The organism is Tenacibaculum amylolyticum (assembly GCF_964511145.1).
Lineage (GTDB): Bacteria > Bacteroidota > Bacteroidia > Flavobacteriales > Flavobacteriaceae > Polaribacter > Polaribacter amylolyticum.
The window spans coordinates 192,408-212,417 of the sequence record NZ_CAZEFZ010000070.1; the positions used below are offsets into that span (position 1 = coordinate 192,408).

The 20,010-nt window shown below is 32.0% G+C and carries 15 protein-coding genes; 4 read left to right on the forward strand and 11 right to left on the reverse strand.

Annotation, left to right across the window (positions count from 1 at the left end; genetic code table 11):
• The first annotated feature begins 17 nt into the window (after positions 1–17).
• Positions 18–1,145, forward strand: a complete 1,128-nt coding sequence (locus tag ACKTTC_RS17095; RefSeq protein ID WP_408041072.1) for a metallophosphoesterase family protein — start codon at positions 18–20, stop codon at positions 1,143–1,145.
• A 43-nt stretch (positions 1,146–1,188) separates the two neighbouring features.
• Here the strand turns inward: ACKTTC_RS17095 and ACKTTC_RS17100 are convergent, their stop codons facing one another.
• From ACKTTC_RS17100 to ACKTTC_RS17135, 8 genes are all read right to left on the reverse strand, one after another.
• Positions 1,189–2,133 carry a phosphotransferase gene (locus ACKTTC_RS17100; protein WP_408041073.1) on the reverse strand — a complete coding sequence of 315 codons (945 nt, stop codon included), beginning with the start codon at positions 2,131–2,133 and terminating at the stop codon, positions 1,189–1,191.
• 5 nt (positions 2,134–2,138) lie between these two features.
• On the reverse strand, positions 2,139–3,587 hold the full coding sequence (gene thrC / locus ACKTTC_RS17105; RefSeq protein ID WP_408041074.1) for a threonine synthase: 1,449 nt from the start codon (positions 3,585–3,587) through the stop codon (positions 2,139–2,141).
• 8 nt (positions 3,588–3,595) lie between these two features.
• On the reverse strand, positions 3,596–4,660 hold the full coding sequence (locus ACKTTC_RS17110; RefSeq protein ID WP_408041075.1) for a hypothetical protein: 1,065 nt from the start codon (positions 4,658–4,660) through the stop codon (positions 3,596–3,598).
• A gap of 11 nt (positions 4,661–4,671) precedes the next feature.
• Positions 4,672–5,625, reverse strand: a complete 954-nt coding sequence (locus ACKTTC_RS17115) for an NAD(P)-binding domain-containing protein (RefSeq protein WP_408041076.1) — start codon at positions 5,623–5,625, stop codon at positions 4,672–4,674.
• Complete coding sequence (locus ACKTTC_RS17120; protein WP_408041077.1) at positions 5,609–6,571, reverse strand: pyridoxal-phosphate dependent enzyme; 963 nt, start codon at positions 6,569–6,571, stop codon at positions 5,609–5,611. Before ACKTTC_RS17120 ends, ACKTTC_RS17115 begins: the two co-directional genes overlap by 17 nt.
• A gap of 6 nt (positions 6,572–6,577) precedes the next feature.
• Positions 6,578–8,050, reverse strand: a complete 1,473-nt coding sequence (locus ACKTTC_RS17125) for a M28 family peptidase (protein ID WP_408041078.1) — start codon at positions 8,048–8,050, stop codon at positions 6,578–6,580.
• A gap of 210 nt (positions 8,051–8,260) precedes the next feature.
• Positions 8,261–8,542, reverse strand: coding sequence for a hypothetical protein (locus ACKTTC_RS17130; RefSeq protein ID WP_408041079.1), 282 nt, complete (start codon positions 8,540–8,542; stop codon positions 8,261–8,263).
• A gap of 86 nt (positions 8,543–8,628) precedes the next feature.
• Positions 8,629–9,180 (reverse strand): RNase A-like domain-containing protein, encoded by a 552-nt coding sequence (locus ACKTTC_RS17135; RefSeq protein ID WP_408041080.1) that lies wholly within the window; start codon positions 9,178–9,180, stop codon positions 8,629–8,631.
• A gap of 269 nt (positions 9,181–9,449) precedes the next feature.
• On the opposite strand from ACKTTC_RS17135, the gene ACKTTC_RS17140 reads away from it, so the two are divergent.
• Together ACKTTC_RS17140 and pbpC are read left to right on the forward strand one after the other, a co-directional pair.
• Positions 9,450–10,763, forward strand: a complete 1,314-nt coding sequence (locus tag ACKTTC_RS17140; RefSeq protein ID WP_408041081.1) for a DEAD/DEAH box helicase — start codon at positions 9,450–9,452, stop codon at positions 10,761–10,763.
• A gap of 43 nt (positions 10,764–10,806) precedes the next feature.
• On the forward strand, positions 10,807–13,155 hold the full coding sequence (pbpC, locus tag ACKTTC_RS17145) for a penicillin-binding protein 1C (protein ID WP_408041082.1): 2,349 nt from the start codon (positions 10,807–10,809) through the stop codon (positions 13,153–13,155).
• 521 nt (positions 13,156–13,676) lie between these two features.
• Here the strand turns inward: pbpC and ACKTTC_RS17150 are convergent.
• Genes ACKTTC_RS17150 through ACKTTC_RS17160 form a run of 3 tightly spaced genes read right to left on the reverse strand, consistent with a single transcriptional unit; the run spans position 13,677 to position 17,974 of the window.
• Positions 13,677–14,888, reverse strand: coding sequence for a class I SAM-dependent rRNA methyltransferase (locus ACKTTC_RS17150; RefSeq protein ID WP_408041083.1), 1,212 nt, complete (start codon positions 14,886–14,888; stop codon positions 13,677–13,679).
• 22 nt (positions 14,889–14,910) lie between these two features.
• Positions 14,911–17,145, reverse strand: coding sequence for a SulP family inorganic anion transporter (locus ACKTTC_RS17155; RefSeq protein ID WP_408041084.1), 2,235 nt, complete (start codon positions 17,143–17,145; stop codon positions 14,911–14,913).
• 1 nt (position 17,146) lies between these two features.
• Positions 17,147–17,974: a universal stress protein gene (locus tag ACKTTC_RS17160; protein ID WP_408041085.1), complete on the reverse strand. Its 828-nt coding sequence runs from the start codon at positions 17,972–17,974 to the stop codon at positions 17,147–17,149.
• A gap of 79 nt (positions 17,975–18,053) precedes the next feature.
• On the opposite strand from ACKTTC_RS17160, the gene ACKTTC_RS17165 reads away from it, so the two are divergent.
• A complete protein-coding gene (locus ACKTTC_RS17165; RefSeq protein WP_408041086.1) occupies positions 18,054–19,889 on the forward strand; it encodes a cation:proton antiporter in 1,836 nt (611 codons plus the stop codon).
• Positions 19,890–20,010: the final 121 nt, after the last annotated feature.

A 20,010-nucleotide genomic window follows, 5' to 3' on the forward strand; every position in this document is an offset into this window, starting at 1 on the left:
TAAACCCTCCGAAAATCATGAAAACCAAAAAACTCATTTTGTTATTATTACTAGCGTGCTGTATGGTAAGTTGTAATTCTAAGAAAAAAGAAAGTGAAAAAGTTAATTCAGAAAAAGAAACCTATCAAAAGCAAGATTCAATAACTTTTAGTTTTGTATTTCTTGGATGCAATCGAGTAGATAGACATCAACAAAACGATACAACCGCAACAAATGCTTCTACAGCCAATTTATCTGCAATGAAAAGAATTTGGACAGAAGTGGCTAATTTACCTCGCAAACCAGAACTATTTTTCTTTTTAGGAGATATGGTATTGGCAGAAACAGATACAATAAACCTTAATAATCAATTAGCGGCTTGGATAAAGTTATATAACAACACAGATTTCAGCCCAATAAGCACATCGAATATTGAAACCGTAGCAGTTCCAGGAAATCATGAAATGTTGTATTGGCATGATTATAACGTTCCAAATCATGATGAATGGCCGCTGAAAGGAGCTACGCAAGTTTGGATGAAACATATGGCAGATTTTATGCCTAAAGATAGAGACCATATTACAGGAAACGATAGTATTAATAATCAAATGACTTTTGCATTTACAAGAAAAAATATTGGTTTTATTGTTATGAATACAGATACTTATAATGCTCCTACAAAAGAAAATCCGTATGGTTTGGAAGGACAAATACCAACAAATAGGATTATTACTAAAGTAGAAGCTTATAAAAATGATCCGGCTATAGAACATATTTTTGTACTAGGTCATAAACCATATTATGTAGATGGAAAACCACATACAGGACATCATGGAATTCCAGAAGGACCTGTTCTATGGCCTAAGTTAGAAGAGAATAAAGTTACTGCAATGTTATCTGCACACGTACACGATTATCAACGAATGCAACCAGGAAACAAAGGGACATACCAAGTAATTGCAGGAAATGCAGGAAGTCCTGGTCCAGCAAAATTCTTTGGGTACACTAAGATTGATATTATGAGTAACGGAGAAGCAAAACTAACTGCTGTAGGTTACGATGTTGGAGATCCATATTATAAAGCAGTACCAGAAAATCCATCTTCAGTTAGAGACGAAACAATACTTAGCTGGACCAAGAATAAGAATCTATATCAAAAGAATTAAATAGTAAAAAGGGACTAAAAATTAAATTTTAGTCCCTTTTCTATTAATTAAAGATAGTATTAAATACATCTTTTGGAATAGCACGAGCAAAATCTGCAAGTCTTTGCATTTCTATATAATCGTCTTTCCTTTTTGGGTTTGGTTTTACATAATTAAAATTTTGATGTCTCCAATAAGAAGTTGCAGCTGCAGCATACACAATACTCATTTGTAAAGCTTCTTTTTCAATAGTTAATAAAGGTGTAATTTTCTGATATCCTTTTAAAATATGAGTAGCTTTAGATAATGAAATTTCATTATTAGCACTGCAAGTTCCTACGATCATCATTCCAATATCAAAAACTCTATAATAGTAACAAGCTTCTTCAAAATCCATAATAGTAGTGGAATTTGCTGCTGTATTTACAATGATATTACTAGAAAAAATATCACTATGTATAAGAGCTTTAGGAAGTTTATCGCTAAAGGTTTTAGATACATCGAGTTTAATTTGAGTTAACCATTTATCAAAATCAGAACCAGCAGCATATACTTTTACTTTATCAAAATACTTAACTCCAAAATTTAAAGTATCTGTTATATAATCTGGAGCTTTTATTTGATGTAAATGTGCTAGTTTTTTACCAAGCTCTTCTAATTGATCATTAGATAAGTCTTCTGTAATGATTCCTTCAATAAATGATTTTAAAATAATAGGCTTATTCTTAAATGTTGTAATTAAATCCCCTTGAGATGTATGAATTACTTCAGAAGTTTTGAAATCATTATCATTTAAGTATTGTAATAAAGAGGCAAGCCGTTCTGCTTCTGCTACTGTTTTTTGTTCGCAGAGTGTTAATACAAATGAAAACTCTTGTGTTTTTACTAAGTAGTTTGTATTCTCTGAGCCTCCCTTTAGAAGAATGACTTCCTGTACATTTTGAATGGTATAAAATGTACTTAATATATTTTCAATATCTTGAATACTCAAATGTGTGTATAAACTCATAAAGGTTAGTTGTTTTTTAAATCCCAATTTGTTTCCATTACTTCAAACAATGCTTCTTTTAAATTGCTATAATTACACAAATACACTTTTTCGCATCGTTTTCTTTCTGCTTCAATACTATAATGTGTAGCAGCTAGAGGAAGTTCCGTAGTTCCTAAAGCAGTTTTTATAGCTTCCGGAAACTTTGCAGGATGCGCTGTATCTAAGCAAATTAACTTTTCATTACCTAATTGATTTTTTACAGCATCTGCAGCTAATACAGCAACAGCTCCATGTGGGTCTAGCAAATATCCTTCTTTGGTATAAATTTCTTTAATAATTTGTAGTGTTTCTTCATCTGTTGCACTATTAGAAAGATATCCTTTACTGTATGATTTATATGTTTCAGAATCGAATGTTACAAGTCCAGAATGTTGGAATTCCTCCATCCAGTTTTTTATTTTTTGTGCGTCTTTATCTACACAGAAATACAAGTATCTCCAAAAGTTAAAAGGAATTAAAATATCAATGGCAGAAGAAGGTGTTTCTATAATATCTTTTTTAGAAAAAACACCTTCAGAAAAAATTCTATGTAAACAAGCATTGCTATTGTTAGCCACGATAAAGTTTTTAATAGGAAGTCCCATTTTTCTTGCCAAAGAACCTGCACATAAATTACCAAATCCACCAGAAGGGACAGATACATTAATTTCTTCCCCTATAGAGTCTACCACTTGAAGATATCCGTACACATAATGAACTGTTTGCATTAGTACACGTCCCCAGTTGATAGAGTTTACACTAGATAGTTTTAGCTTTTCTTTAAAAGCCGTATCCTTATACATTTTAGAAATTACAAGATCTAAATCATCACCACCATCAGGACAATTAGAAACTCCTACTGGATAAATATTATGATGCGGTAATGTGGTCATTTGTCTTTCCTGTTCTTCCGTAATTCGTTCCTTAGGATACAATACCCAAGCATCTAAATTTGATTTTCCTGCAGCAAAGTAAGCAGTTGCTGGACCTGTGTCTCCTGTGGTTGCTACAACTAAGGTTAATCGTTCGTTACGTCTTTTTAAAAAGAAATTTACTAAATTGACTAAAAAAGCTAAACCAACATCTTTAAAAGAAATAGTAGGACCATAGAATAATTCCATGATGTATGTTTCCTTTCTGGAAGTTAATTTATGTAAAGGAATAATTTCTTCTTTTTCAAAAGGAGCATAAGCATCGTGTAAAACTCCTTTTAATTCCTTAGCAGAAATAATCGATCGATCTATAAATAAAGAAAGAATTTCAAAGGCAATTTCGGTATATGATAAATCTTTCCATTGAGTAAGTTGCTCTGTAGTAAATGTAGGTAAGGTTTCAGGAACATACAATCCACCATCTACAGCAAAACCATCTAAAATGGCTGTTTCAAAATCTACAGGTTTTCCACCTCCTTTGTTGCTTACATATTGTAACATAGTTATTTTTAATTTTGAACGTTGTATTTTGAAATTTCTTTGTTTGTCATTGTATGCATTCCGTTAGCTGGAGCTGCTTTTAGTGTATACCAGTAAAAGTCTTCAGGAATGTTTATAGTTCTATAATAATGTAAGTATTTCTCATGAGCTTCATCATCTTTAGAAAGCTTTGTAGCATCTACTGTACCTCCCCAAGAATGTACTCCAATTGAAGCTCCTTTAGGAGCGGTTCTTTTCTTACCCGCAAGAAAAAAATCAGTTCCACCAGAAGCAATCATACTCGTTGGAGTTAATCTAGTATTTAAACCTGCTTTGTGCACATATAAGCTAGCTCTTAGGTTAGAAACATCATCTATAGAACCTGGTACAATTCCCATTTCGATAGTTGTTACTTCAGGGTGTTTATTTAATAGTTCTAAAACTCGTGCAGGAGTACTTGAAGAGATAACACCATTCATGTAAGCTACATTTCCTTTTACTTTGAAATAAGCAGAAGTATTATTAGCTCTCATAAATACTAAGAGTTCTTTTTTAGTCAGTTTTCCATCTTTATTCTGATCCATAGAAACAAACTGTTCTTGAACTTCTTTTGGAACATCATTAAGCGTAATAGAGTCATCAGTTCCCAAGTCTTTGAAAATAGCATTAACTTCAGCCTGAATTCCTTTTTCGTCTAATAAAAAAGCTTTTTCTGGATCAAAGTTGAACATTTCTTCTTCTGTAACAGCATCATCTTTATTGGTGTCCATTAAAGCTAAGAAATTAAGAGTTTCTTCATCTGCTTCAGAAAACTGAACAATGCCATCTTTATTGGTATCCATTGTTTGAAACTCTTCTTTAAATTCTTTTTGTTGCTCGCTTTTAGCAGTTAATAAATCTTTTTTTAAAGCTTCAATTGAAAGTTTTTTACCTTTTTCTTTTTCTAATGTAAGTAGTACATCTAATGCTTCATATGGATTTAAAACACCATCTTTATTACTATCAAAAAGAGTTAAGATATTTTCTGTTTTTGTGTTTTGTGCGTATGAAAAACACGTGAAAAATATGGCGAAATAATATATAGTTCTTTTCATAATTAATATTGTTATTTTGTTTGTAAATAAGTATTGTATACTGCAGTAGCAATCATTATATCTTGCACAGCTACCCCTGTTAAATCTACTACAGTAATTTGTTCATCATTAGTTCGTTGTAAAGCTTTATTCTGAATGGCATTTCCCAATTCTATCACAGTATCTTCAGTAATAGCATCGTTTTGTACAGCTCTAAAAATTTCTCCTCTACTTTTACTTTGTGGTAAACTATCAGCAACAACAATCGCTGCTTTTTTTAGTATTAAACTGTCTAATTCCTGTTTCAAATGCGTATCTGAACCAACGGCAGTTATATGAGTTCCTGGTTGAATATCTTCGGCTTTTAAAAGAGGAGCTTCAGCTGGAGTAGTGGTAACAATTAGGTTAGTGTGTTGTGCTACTTCCTGTGTAGTTTGAGCTATATGAATATGAATGTCGTTTGAGAAATTTTTAGCAAATGCTTTTGCATTTTCCGTATTACGTCCCCAAACCCAAATTTCTTTACATGAAGTTTGTTGTAGTAAATATTCTAGTTGTAACCTTGCTTGAATTCCTGTTCCTATAATTCCAATACCTTTTACATTTTTAGGAGCAAAGTATTTAGCAGCTAGAGCACCAGCAGCTGCGGTACGAATATCTGTTAAAAAACCTTCATCTAATAACACACATTTAGGAACTCCAGTTTTTTGATCGAATACTAGCATTAATCCTTGACTAGAAGGAATACCAAGTTTCGCATTTTCGTAAAAACCAGAAGCTATTTTAATAACATAATAAGCATTGTCTTTAATGTACCCGTATTTAATATGTGCATCTCCTTTTGGTTTTTCAAATAACAATTCACCAACAGGAGGAACAACAGTTTGGTTATTACTATAGGCAATAAACCCTTGTTCCATTGCAGTAACTACATCAATATCTTTAACAATTGATGTAATAGTTTCTAAGTTAATTACAGTAGTCATAAGTATTTTGTATTTCTTTAAATAAGTTTTTATCTATTTTCTTTCCAGTGAGAACTAATACCACATTTTTGTCTTTATAATTTGAACTATTTAATAAAGCAGCTACAGGTAAAGCAGCTGTAGCTTCCACAATAATTTGATGATGTTTCATTAAAAGAGCTACGGCTTTTTTGATGGCTTCTTCAGTAAGAATTTCGAAACCATTTAGGTATTGCTTACAAATATGAAAGGTAGCAGCATCTTTTTCTACACCACCAGCCGCTGCATCTGCCACGGTTTTTAGTTCACTTGGAGGAACAATCTCATTTTTTATAATAGATTCATACATTTCTGAAGCATTCTCAGGTTGACAACCTATAACAGAAGTGTTCTTTTCAGCAAAATAAATACTCAACCCAGAAATAAGTCCACCGCCACCTACAGGAGCCAATACAACGTCTATATTAGGAAGTTGTGTTGCTATTTCTGCTCCTAATGTACCTTGACCTTCAATAATTTTAAGATCATTATATGGATGTACGAGTATTCCATCTATTTCTTTAGCATACATTGTAGCTTTGTGTTCAGCTTCTACACTATTATTCCCAAATAATACCTTTTTTACTTTAGGAGAAGTAATAGCATTTAATTTGGCATCAGTTATATTTTTAGGTAAAAATAAAACACCTTGAAACCCGAACTTCTCAGCAGCAAAACAAAATGCAGCAGCATGATTTCCTGTAGAAGAAGCCACAAATGTTTTTTGATAAGCTTCTGTATCTAAATCAGAAAGTTTATTCAGTACACCACGAATCTTAAATGAGCCTGTTTGTTGTAAATGCTCCATTTTCAAGTAGACATTAGCGCCAGAGATCTTACTTAATTCCTGTGAGTAAACCAAAGGCGTTTTAATAATATCAGGCTGAATACGTTGATATGCTTGTTCTATTGAATTAGCAGTAATCATTTGTGATTAGTCTAAAATGTTTTGATCTATTTGTTGAATGGTATTTTTTATTAAAATGACCACGTTTTTATAAAACTCAGGATTGGTATTCTCAAAATCATCTGAATGATGATGATATCCAGGATGATCTTCTTCACTAAAAGTAATATTAGGAATGTTCTTTTCAAAGAAAGGCCCATTGTCTGAAGAACGCATCCAGAAGTCTTTAGTGGTATCATTTGGATTGTCATGACCAAAAGAAACTTGCAAAAACGGAACATATTTCGCTACGCTATCGATGGCTACTTTAAATTTAGGATACTGATATGTTCCTACAGCATAAATCTCGTTTTTAGGATTTCTACTGATCATATCAAAGTTAATATTTAATTGAATATCTTTTAAAGAAACAGGCGGATTATCGACAAAATATTTAGATCCCCATAATCCAGATTCTTCAGCATCAAAAGCAGCAAAAATGATAGAATGATCTGGTATTTTTTTACTAAAATATTTAGCTAATGTAAGTAGGGCAGAGGTACCTGAAGCATTATCGTCTGCACCATTGTAAATGGTATCTTTTATAATACCTACATGGTCATAATGAGCGCCAATTACGATATAATGATTTGGATATTTTTTCCCTTTTATATAGCCAATTAAATTGGTAGCGTTTACAGTACGTTTCGTTTTTTCGTTTTGAAAGGTAAAAGGTTGCTCGTAGTTTTCAGAAAAAGATTGTAAGCCTATTTGCTGAAAACGATTACGAATAAGTTTTTGTGCTTTTTGATTTTTCCCAACCGCTCTTCCTGCAAATTCATCTGAAGCTAATTGTTTTTGTGTAGCTAATAACTCACTTAAATCTAACGTAGGAGTTACAACATCATATTTATTAATTTCTAATGGAGTCATCCAATGAATACTCTCTGCAGGAGCAGCATCTAAGGTATACCAATAAAAATCGGTAGGAATATCCATTTCTTTATAGTAGTTCAAGTATTTCTTATGTTCTTCGGCATCCTTTGGGAAATCTTTAGCAACTTTATCGAGTCCAGCCCAAGAATGCACTCCTAATCTAGCATTTAAAGCAATATTTCTTTGTACACCAGCTAAAAACATATCGGTTCCTCCAGAAGCAACCCAACCATTATTTGGAATGTAAGTGTTTAAGTTATGTTTTCTGATTTCTTTAGAAGCTATTAAATTAACTTCATCGTCTATAGAGCCAGGAACTTCTTCCATAACTAGTGTGGTAATACTAGAGTTTTCTTGTAATACTTTAGTAAGTTCATTGTAGGTATTGCTGTAAATAACACCTTTCATGTACAAGCTATCTTTAGCTTCATTTTTAAAATAGAATGTGGCAGCTTGTTCTCCTTCTAACTCTAAAGCCCATTTTTGAGTAAATGGAAAAATGAATAAGATTTGTGGGAAAAGAAAAAATATTCCAATAACAATTAAGAGTAGGAATACACCAATACCAATAAGTACTTTTTTCATGGTTTAAAATTTTAATAATTAATATGAAATTGTAAAGTATAGGTGTATAAAAAAATCTCCGTACACCTTTACTTTCGTAATTAAGGTATACGGAGATTTTCCGTAAGAAAAGCATCCATTTTCCCAATTTTCTTCCTTAATGATGGAAAACGAATGTGTAAATAAAGAATTTACGTATTTTCTTCTGGATGTAAATATATGCTTTTTATATTAAAGGTTGGTGTTAAAAGTTTCTTTAATCATTTCTAACCATTTCATTATTTCCTCAGAAGACTCAAAATATCGATTGGCTTCATCAGCAATATTTTGTAATACAATTGGGTCATTGTTTAAGGTAGTTAATGCGTTTTGCGTTTCCGAAACAATTTCAGGAGTATTTTGTTCCATAAATCGAAAAACAACTTCTTTATCGGTTAAACCATCTAAATCAGCATCAGGAAAATATCCAGCAAAAAAATCAAAAAGTAAGGGATGTGTTTCTTGTAAATCCATAGATTATAAAGGTTAAAAAACACTCTAAAAATAAGAACTTTTAGAGTGTTTAAAGCTACTTGAAGCTATAATTTATTTTGTCGTGATTAGTAAGGATATGCTGTAAGAATTTTATAAGCATAACCAGAGCATCCTCTTCTTTCTAAAACAACTTTAAATCTGCTAGAACTACTAGGTGATGAAGCGCCTCTTCTTAACACTTTTCCAATAGCTCTACGATGTGTGTAGGTTAATACCAATCGGTGTCCGCCGCTGCCATTTAACCAACTATTTACACGACTACTATTGTTGTTAATAGCATTGTAAATAACTTGTCCAGCTTGATTTAATTCATAAAAAGTACTGGCAGCACTAATACCACTTGTATTTAAACGATTACGTAAATAAGCATCTGATTTATTAATATGACGCTCAATTGTATGTCCACCACAATTTTCATGAGCAATTAAAAAAGAAGAACCGCCTCTATTAGCAACAGGATTAAAATCTTCTTTACCAGATTGAATTTCATCGATAGAAATTACAGAATCAGGATTATTAGAAATGATTTCACTGTCTTGACAGGCATTGAAAGAAGTAGTAACAAATAATCCTAGTAAAAATAACTTTACGTAATAGTTTAGTTTAAAAAGTTTCATAATTATTAATTTTAATGATTGATTAATTAGTGGCGCGAAACTAGGAAGTCAGCGAAAAACTAACATTAGCTATAAATTAGCGTTATGTTAGAAAAACGTTAATAAATGAGGTTGAGTAGAGGAGTAAACTGAAAGAAAAAAAAGACGTTTTAAGTCTTACTCTTATGTACCTAGTTTAAATAATGTCTTATAGTTGTTATTTTACTTCTATACTTATAAAAGCCTCGTTATCTTTGGCAGTGAATTAAATAGTAACTTCAAAGATATTTATGGGAAATACAATTAAGACACAGGAAGACATTTTAGCAAAATTAAATATCAATGAGTTAAATGAAATGCAGAAAGAAGCTCTTGCAACTGTAGATATAACTACCAATACAATAATTCTTTCTCCAACAGGAACAGGAAAAACATTAGCTTTTTTATTACCAACATTAAAATTAATCGATCCAGAGAATAAAGAAGTCCAAGTATTGATTTTGGCACCCTCTAGAGAGTTGGCTATTCAAATAGAGCAAGTAATTCGAGAAATGGGAACTGGATTAAAAGTAAATGCAGTATATGGTGGAAGAGCAATGGCAAAAGATAAAACCGAATTAAAACATACACCAAGTATTTTAATAGGAACCCCAGGTAGAATTGCAGATCATTTTGCAAACAATCGTTTTTCTAAGAATAGTATTAAAACATTAATTCTAGATGAATTTGATAAATCATTAGAAGTTGGTTTTGAATACGAAATGAAAGGGATTATCAAGCAATTACCAAGTATTAATAAACGTATCTTAACTTCTGCAACACAAGAAGCAGAAATTCCAAGCTTTGTACGTTTAGATAATCCAACAATATTGAATTATTTAACAGGTAAGAAATCTAAAAAATTAGCAATAAAAACAGTAGTCTCACCTTCAAAAAATAAAAATGAAACTTTACTGGAATTATTACATCATATAGGAAACAAACAAGGAATTATTTTCTGTAACTTAAAAGATAGCATTCAATATGTGAGTAATTTTTTAACTAAGAATAAGATCGCACACAGTAATTTTTATGGAGGTATAGAGCAGCGAGATAGAGAACGTTCTTTGATAAAATTTAGGAATGGAACAAGTCAAGTATTATTAGCAACTGATTTAGCTGCTAGAGGAATTGATATACCAGAATTGAATTATATTATTCATTATGAATTACCACAACGAATAGAGGAATTTACGCATAGAAATGGTAGAACGGCAAGAGTAAATGCTAAAGGAACTGCTTATGTTTTAAGATGGCAAAAAGAACAATTACCAGCGTTTATTAAGAAAACAAGTAATGCAAATATCTCTGAGAAAACAACGATAAAATCTCGTTATTGGGAAACATTGTTTATATCTGGAGGCAGAAAAGATAAAATCTCTAAAGGAGATATAGCAGGATTATTTTTTAAGAAAGGGAATTTAACGAAAGATCAATTAGGAGTTATTGAATTAAAACAAGATTGTGCTTTTATAGCAGTACCAGTTTCAGAAGCAAAGAGATTAGTGCAAAGCTTGAATAATACGAGATTGAAAACAAAAAAAGTTAGAATTACGATTGTATAACAGTATTTTAGAGCTAGAAATGAAAGCTTGAAATAAATTGTAAATGAAAGTATTGTGGAATCTTTTTAAAAAACACCCAAAGAAAACTATTGTAATTAGTATTCTTCTGATTGTTTATTACTTTTCATTACCTAAACAGTTATTTAACGATCCTACATCTACAGTAGTAACGGCTAGTAATAACGAATTATTAGGAGCTACGATTGCTTCAGACGGACAATGGCGTTTTCCAGAATTAGACTCAGTTCCTTATAAGTTTAAGCAATGTATTTTACAATTTGAAGATGCACATTTTTATAAACATTTTGGATTCAACCCTGTTTCTATAGGAAAAGCATTTTTAGAAAATAGAAAAGCCAATAGAATTGTACGAGGAGGTAGTACTATTACGCAACAGGTTATACGATTATCTAGAAAAAACAAACAAAGAACCTATTTCGAAAAGTTTAAGGAATTGGTATTGGCTACCCGTTTAGAATTTCGTTATTCTAAAGAAAGAATATTACGATTATATGCATCGCATGCACCTTTTGGAGGAAATGTAGTAGGTTTAGAAATGGCTGCTTGGCGATATTACGGATTGCAACCCAATCAACTTTCTTGGGCAGAGAGTGCAACTTTGGCAGTATTACCTAATGCCCCTTCTTTAATTTATCCAGGAAAAAATCAGGAACAATTAAAGAAGAAACGAAATAGATTACTTAAAAAACTATATGATAAAGCTATTATAGACAATCTTACTTATGAATTAGCTATTGAAGAAGAATTACCTCAAAGTCCTTATAAATTACCTTCATTTGCTTCGCACTTTGTGCAAGAAGTAAAAAAAGAACATGAAGGGAAGAAAATTCATAGTTCAATACAAAGAAATATACAACAGCAAGTATATATGTTAGCAAAACAACATTATGAACTCATGCGACAAAATGAAGTACATAACTTAGCTGTTTTGGTATTAGATGTACACACAAGGAAAGTAGTTGCTTATATAGGGAATGCTCCAACAACAAGTAAACATCAAAAAGATGTAAATAATGTAGTAGCTCCCAGAAGTACAGGAAGTACTTTAAAACCGTTTTTGTATGCGCATATGCTAGAATCAGGAGAGTTACTGCCTAGTCAATTGGTAAAAGATATTCCTACAGAAATTGCTGGATATACGCCCAAGAACTTCGATTTATCTTACGATGGAGCAGTGCCTGCGAATGAAGCATTAACTAGATCGTTAAATATTCCTGCAGTAAGAATGTTACAACGGTACGGACTAGAGAAGTTTCGAGAGAACTTAAGAGAATACGATATTAAGCATATTAATAAATCGGCAGATCATTACGGACTGTCCTTAATTTTAGGAGGAGCAGAAGCAAGTTTGTGGGATTTATGTAAATTGTTTGCAGGTTATGCAGGAACCGTAAATCATTTTGAAACAGTAAAACATCGTTATTATACTAAAGAATTTCAAAATCCTAGTTATCTATTTGATGAAGTAGTGAATTTTGGAAAAGTCACAGCTCAGACTAATTATATAGATGCAGGAGCAGCTTATCTTACATTAAATGCATTAACAGAAGTAAACAGGCCGCTTACAGACCAAGCGTGGAAATATTACGATTCTTCACAAAAAATAGCTTGGAAAACAGGAACTAGTTTTGGAAACAAAGATGCTTGGGCAATAGGAGCTACAGCGAATTATGTAGTAGGCGTGTGGGTAGGAAATTCAGATGGAGAAGGAAGACCCGATGTAACAGGTGTGGGAAGTGCATCTCCATTAATGTTTTCTGTGTTTGATATTTTACCAAAATCGGAATGGTTTTTAGAACCGTATGAAGATGAAGAAGCTGTAGCAGTTTGTTCAGAGAGTGGTTATATTGCATTACCTATTTGTCCTTCAGAAACAAAACAAGTAACTAAAAATGGAGTCAGAGCAACTCCTTGTCCATATCATATAGAAGTGTTAATGGACAAAAATGAAACGTATAGAGTTAATTCCAATTGTGAAGCTATAGAAAATATTACGGCAAAAACTTATTTTGTATTGCCGCCTCTAGTCGCTTATTATTACAAACAGCGAAATCCAAATTACCGAAAATTACCTCCTTTCAAAAATGGTTGTGTGCCTGTAGGAGAAAATGTAATAGACTTTGTATTTCCAACAAAATATAAATCAACAATTTCTTTAACCAAGGGAACAAATGGAGAAGTAAATCCTGTAATTTTAAAACTAACACATGCAGATCCTACAGCGAGCATTTTTTGGTATTTAGACGATACTTTTATCAAAGAAACAGAAGAATATCATGAAATTGCTCTAAAACCTGAAATAGGAGAACATATCATTGCTGTAATTGATAATTTAGGGAATGAAGAAAAAAGGGTTTTGATTGTGGAGTAAAATTATTACTATAGTAAATTTAGTTATTGAATACGTTTTTAGTTAGGATGAGCTCGATATTATTAATTAAGAACGTCATTGCGAAAAACGGAATAAAATGGAGTTTTGTGGCAATCTTTATTACATAAAGTTAAGATTACTTTTTAGTTTTTTAGGCTTCGTAATGACTTAAAAAAATGATTTATCGAGTCTCTTATAAATCTTCATAAGTAGAATTTATATTAAGTAGTTTCTTTAGATAATTTATTTGAGAAGTATTAACTTTTATAGTATAGTTATTGTAATGCTTTTTCTTTTTCTTGATAAAAAGAAACAAAAATCAAGACTTCTAATCAAAAAAATAAAATACTACGGAACCTTCCTTTGATGAAAAGAACTCGCTATCGCTCAAACAGCTTTTCATCTTTCAGCCACTACTGCTTACTTGATTTTTATTTTTTTGATTAGGAGGTCGTTTTTTATTTTATTTAGTATTGGAATAAAACCAAACTAAAACTAAGATTGAGATATATTCAATAACTTTAATCAATTTGAAGATACACACACTTTAAATAAGCACCTTCTTTAAAACCAATAGGATGATCTATATCGTGTAATGTTTTTTCAAGTACTTTATATCTAGCACCGTTTCTTCGTAGTGTTTCTTCTACAGTCATAAAAAAGTCATCAGAAGTAACACGAGAACTACAAGAAGCTAATACAAGCGTACCACCTTTTTTAACTAGTTTATACCCTAGCTTTGCAAGCTTTCGGTAACCAGCAATAGCTTTGTCAACTTCAGCAGCATTCTTAGCAAAAGAAGGCGGATCGATAACGACTATATCAAACTTCGTTTTTTTATCTACTAACTTTTGTAATTCAATAAAAGCATCGCCAGCGATAGTAGTATGTTTTCCAGTATAAGGATTTAACTTTGCATTATTCTTGGCAATTTCTAAAGCAGGTTTACTAATATCTAAGCTTTCAACTTCAGTAGCTCCTCCAGCTAAAGCATGTACAGAAAAACCTCCAGCATACGAAAAAACGTCTAATACTGTTTTTCCTTTCGCTAACTCACCAACCTTTTTACGATTTGCTCTATGATCTAAAAAATAGCCTGTTTTGTGTCCATGAATAACATTGGCAGAAAAGTTAACACCATGTTCTTTAAAAACAATAACTTCATTTTCTAACGTACCGTCTAAAATTTGCCCGTCTTTAAAATCTGTATGTTGTTCCTTTTGTACATTTCTACTTAATCGTAATACGGTAGTAGTAGCTTTACTAGTAGCAATAAGCTTAGGTAAAATATCTTTTAAATACGCAAACCAAAACGAAGCATATAGTTTTACTACTAATACATTGTCATATACATCAGCAACTAAGGAAGGAAGTCCGTCATTTTCCCCATAAATAAGTCGGTAACTATTGGTGTCTGTTTGAAGTAAAGGAATTCTCTTTTGATACGCAGCTTCAATTTTAGAAGCAAACCATTCTGCATTAATTGTTGCAGATGTATTTGCTTGTAATATTTTAATTCGAATAGGAGAGAAAGGATCATAAAACCCACAGGCTAAAAACTTATTGTTTTTAGTGTCAAAAATAACCGCTAAATCACCCGACTTTCCTTCTTTATTCTGTTTTACAATACTATTCTCAAAAACCCAAGGATGTCCTTTTCTAATTAAATTTTCAGCCATAGGCTTTACTTTAATCGCTATTTTATGGGTTGGTATGTTAGGTAATGCTATCAACTAGTATGTATTTAGATATTATTTATAGTAAAGGCGCAACAGTTTCATATTGATTGCAAAGTAAAGGTCTTAATCGTGTTCCGTAATCAACTAAGGCTTTTATTTCTTTAATTCCAGCCAATCGTTCTCTACCAATAATTAGTAAACCATGATTATTCGCTTCGATATGATAATACTGATTGCTTTCAAAAAACAAAATTAACTCATTAGAGAATAAGTTTTTAATTGCTTCAGTATCTTTTCCAGAAAGATAAAAACGTTTTGAAAAATCGGGATGCTCATCAATATTAATATCTTTAAAACCAGCAAAATGATAAATATATTCGAAAATTCCCTCTTTGTCTAATGTAAAAGCAGGAATTGGTGCTTCTATATCGATATATAACATTGTTGTTTTCACGATTTGTTTGGCAAATAATTCACCTTCATGAAATACTACATCAAACAACTCGCAACGATCGTTTGATAAAATATTCGAAACCTTTTTTATTTTTTTGGTTTTAAAATAACCAAAATCAGGAAGCTCAATAAGACTCTCTACATTTCTATTAGGTTCGTATTCCCAATGTAACTCCTTAGCAACATTTTGTAATGCCTTTTGTCTTTTGGTAAGATTAATCGTAGTTGTTGTGGGAGAAGGAATATGAAAACCTGCATTTTTTCGTAAAGCAAATGGGTGTTCACTTCCAGCATTGTGATTGTCGAGACCAACAATTTCAAAAAAGCCGCCTTTTCTCTTAAAACTCTCGGCATAATCATTTAGGTTTTCTAACACAGAATGATCTACAAAATCAGACAAAGAAAAATCGATAATAGCATCACAACTCTCAGGAATCTGATCTAATTTCGTTTTTAACTTTGTATAATTTAAAAAGCTAGAAAAGTTCTTTACACTTACATAGTACTTTCCATCTTCTTTAAACATTAATACATTAGGCTTGAATAAATTGGTAATGAAAAGAAATATGTCTTTACTAATAATAACATGCGCTACAAATGTTGCCAAAATACCAACTGCAATTCCGGTAATTAAATTGGTAGCAATTGTAGTAAATAAAGTAATTAAAAAGATGGCTAATTGCTCTTTTCCAATTTTAAATACTTTTTGAATATTTTCTGGAGAAGCTAATTTATATCCTGTATACACCAAAATAGCAGCAAGTGCAGATAACGGAATTTTACGAAGCTCAGTAGCAAACAATAAAATAAACACTACTAAAAACGAAGCGTGAAAAAAGTTAGCAGAACGATTACTTCCGTTGTTATTTACATTTACAGAACTTCTGGCAATTACAGTTACTACATTTAAACCACCTAAAAACCCACTAATAATCGTTGCAAAACCTAACGCACGAATGTCTTTATTAATATTAGAGCGTCTTTTTAAAGGATCTAATTTATCTACGGCTTTAATACTTAATAAACTCTCTATACTAGCAATTAAAGTAATAGAAATTACCGCACTTATAAATTCTAAGTCATTCACTTTTCCAAAATCTGGAAAGGCAAAACTAGCCAATACATCATCTGGTAAATTAATTAGTAAACTCTTTGCTATTGGATATTCTGAAGCAGAAAAGAAATCGAAATAATAATACAAACCAATGCAGAGCACGACAATCCACATAGGAGCAGGAATTAGCTGAAAGTATTTGTTTCTGATTTTACTATAAAACACCATAATGAGCAAACTGATAATTCCTATCATACCAGCCCAAAATACACTAGCACTATTGGTAGTAGTGTAATTTATAATACCTTCAGGAACTTGAAGCATTAGTTCAATAATACTTCCTTTAGCATTGGTATTTCCTAACATTACATGAAACTGCTTGGCAAAAATTCCAATTCCAATAGCAGCTAACATTCCTTGTATGGCAGAAGCAGGAAAGAAATCGCCCAACGATCCCATTCGTAAAAAACCTAGAATAACCATAATGGCTCCAGAAAGAACAATGGCAGCTAAGGTGTATAAAAAACCTTGTTGCATATCGCCAGCTCCTAAGGTAGTAATAGCGCCTAAAATAACTACTACCAAACCATTTCCTGGCCCAGTTATAGTTACTTGCGATCCACCAATTAAGGCTACCACACTACCACCAATAATAGCAGCAATAATACCAGAAATTGGAGGAGCACCACTAGCTAAGGCCAATCCTAAACCAAGTGGAAGTGCAATTAAAGAAACTACAAATCCAGAAAATAAGTTTTGTGGTAGTTCACTCACAAAACTTTGAAATTTATTTTTTTTAGTCATACTATTTTGCAATTAAAACATCGGTAGGAAGTTCCGATAAAATGTATTCCAGATCGTGTGGGAAAATACGATCTACAAGCCTCGTCTTTTTAGGCTTATTCATAATTAATAAATCTGCCCTTTTTACTCTTGCATAGTGGCCAATGGAATACCCACGACGCCCAAAGATACTTTGTGTTTTTACCTTAATATCGTTGGTGTCTATATTGTTTAAGATGCTCTTTACACGTAAATCTTCACGCTTTTCAATACGTTCCTTGTTTAGTGTACATTCTTTTAATGTTTTGTCATCGCTTACTTTAATAGCTACAGTATCTTGGCTAATTTCTTCAACAATAGTAACACGTTTACAATCTAAACTATGTGCAACATTAAAAGCATAGGCAATAGTATCTGGCGTAGAATCGTCTTGTAAGCCATTTACAACAATATGTTTACAAGGCACTCTTTCTACAGAAGGTTTTATTAATAAAAGTACAGAACAAGGAGCTTTACGAGTCAGTTTTCTTGCAATAGAACCTACGTAGTATTTGTAGAGATTCTCTTTTTGTAAAGCACCAATAATCAGCAAATCAATTTGTTCTTTTACGCAAGTATCAAGAATAATATCTACAGGATTTCCTTCTTTCCATACGGTAGTAAAGGTATTTTGTATTGCTGGTGCTTCTTCTAAAACAGTGTGTAAATTTTGTTCTTTTTTTGAATCTTTCTTTCCTACATGCACTGCAACTAACTCAGCATCAAACATATTTGCAGTTCTAATGGCTTCAAAAAGGTTAGCTTTTAAATTTGGGGAAAAAGCCAAACCAATCAAGATTTTTTTGGTCAAATTTTATCTATTTAAAAACTCACAATATAAAGTTTTATGATAGTATAAAAAAACTTACTTTTACACAAAACGGTTACGAATGTTAGAATTAGCAGGCATTATTATTTTAGGAATTTTAGCACAATGGGTTGCTTGGAAATTTAAGATTCCAGCAATTTTACCTTTAATACTTATAGGATTATTGGTAGGGCCTATTGCAGCAGAATATTTTAGCGAGAACGGAAGCAAATGGATAGAACCTATTTGGAACGGAGAAAAAGGATTGTTTCCAGGAGAAGGGCTCTTTTATTTTGTATCGCTAGCCATAAGTATTATTCTTTTTGAAGGTGGATTAACCTTAAAGAAAAGCGAGATAAACAATGTAGGGCCAGTAATTACCAAATTAATTACCTTAGGTTCTGTAGTTACCTTTTTTGGGGCTGGAGTTTTTGCTCACTATATTTTCAACTTAGGCTGGGAAATGTCGTTGTTATTTTCATCGTTAATTATCGTAACAGGACCTACTGTAATTTCACCAATTCTAAGAAATATACCGCTTAAAAAAGATGTAGCAGCCGTTTTAAAATGGGAAGGAATCTTAATTGATCCTATTGGAGCTTTAGTAGCGGTATTGGTATTTGAGTTTATTAGCGTTGGAGGAGAAGGTGGTTTTACACAAACAGCATTAATGGAGTTCTTTAAAATTATTTTATTCGGAACTACTTTAGGATTTGTTTTTGCAAAGGCATTGATCTTCTTTATTAATAGAAAGTTTGTGCCACATTATTTATTGAATGTAGTTTCACTATCTATGGTACTGTTAGTGTTTGTATTGTCAGATTTATTGGCACATGAATCAGGGTTATTAGCAGTAGTAGTAATGGGAATGGTAATAGCTAATAGTAAGCTAAAGAGTTTTGATGAGTTATTATACTTTAAAGAGTCGCTAACGGTATTACTCATCTCAATATTATTTATTCTGCTAGCTGCAAACATGAATATGTCGGAATTACGATTGATATTCAACTGGAGAACTATTGTATTATTCGGACTAGTAGTGTTCTTGGTACGTCCGTTAGGCGTATTTATCAGTACCCATAAATCGACGTTAAAACTAAATGAGAAGATTTTTATTAGTTGGGTAGGGCCACGAGGAATTGTAGCTGCAGGTATTGCTTCGTTATTCGGAACGCGCTTAAAAATGCAGGGTATAGAAGGAGCAGAATACATTACGCCATTAGTATTTATGGTAGTGTTAGGAACAGTTTTATTAAATGCAACAACCGCAAGAATGTTAGCCAAAATGATTGGTGTATTCTTAAAGAAATCTGAAGCTATTGTGTTTGTAGGAGCATCGAAATCTGCACGATTAATTGCGAAATACTTAATTAATAATAACCGACGTGTTATTTTATTAGATAGCAATAAAGATTATGTAAACGATAGTAAAGAGGAAGGAATAGAGGCTTTTCATATTGATATTTACAACGATAATCTAGATGATAATGTAGAACTGAATGATGTTGGATATTTAATTGCTATGACAGGTAGTGATGTGATTAACAAATATGCCTTAGAACGTTTTTCACCTATTTTTGGAGAATTAGGAGCGTATAGATTAGCAACATCGCGAGAAGTTACTACAAAGAATCCAGAAAACTCAGATATTCTATTTACTGCGAATGATGATTACATTAATGTAACAGAAACCATTAGAGATTATCCGAAAATGAATGAATTAAAAGTAGCTTCTACAGAAGATTACCTGCAAAAAATGGAAGCTATTAAAGTACTTGATAACTGCATTCCTTTATTCTTAAAATCGAATGAAGATATAAAGATCTTAGCGGAAGTAACACCACAAGATGTTAAAGAAAATGATATAATAGTATACGTAGGTGCTGAATTAAAGGTGGAGGCAATGTCTGTAGTGTAATAATACCATTCTTAGGAATCAAAGGATCTATTGTATAGAGTGTTCTGTTAGCGATAGATTCTTCACTAAGTTCAGAATGACATAACTCTGCGTCATTGCGAGGAACGAAGCAATCTGTTTT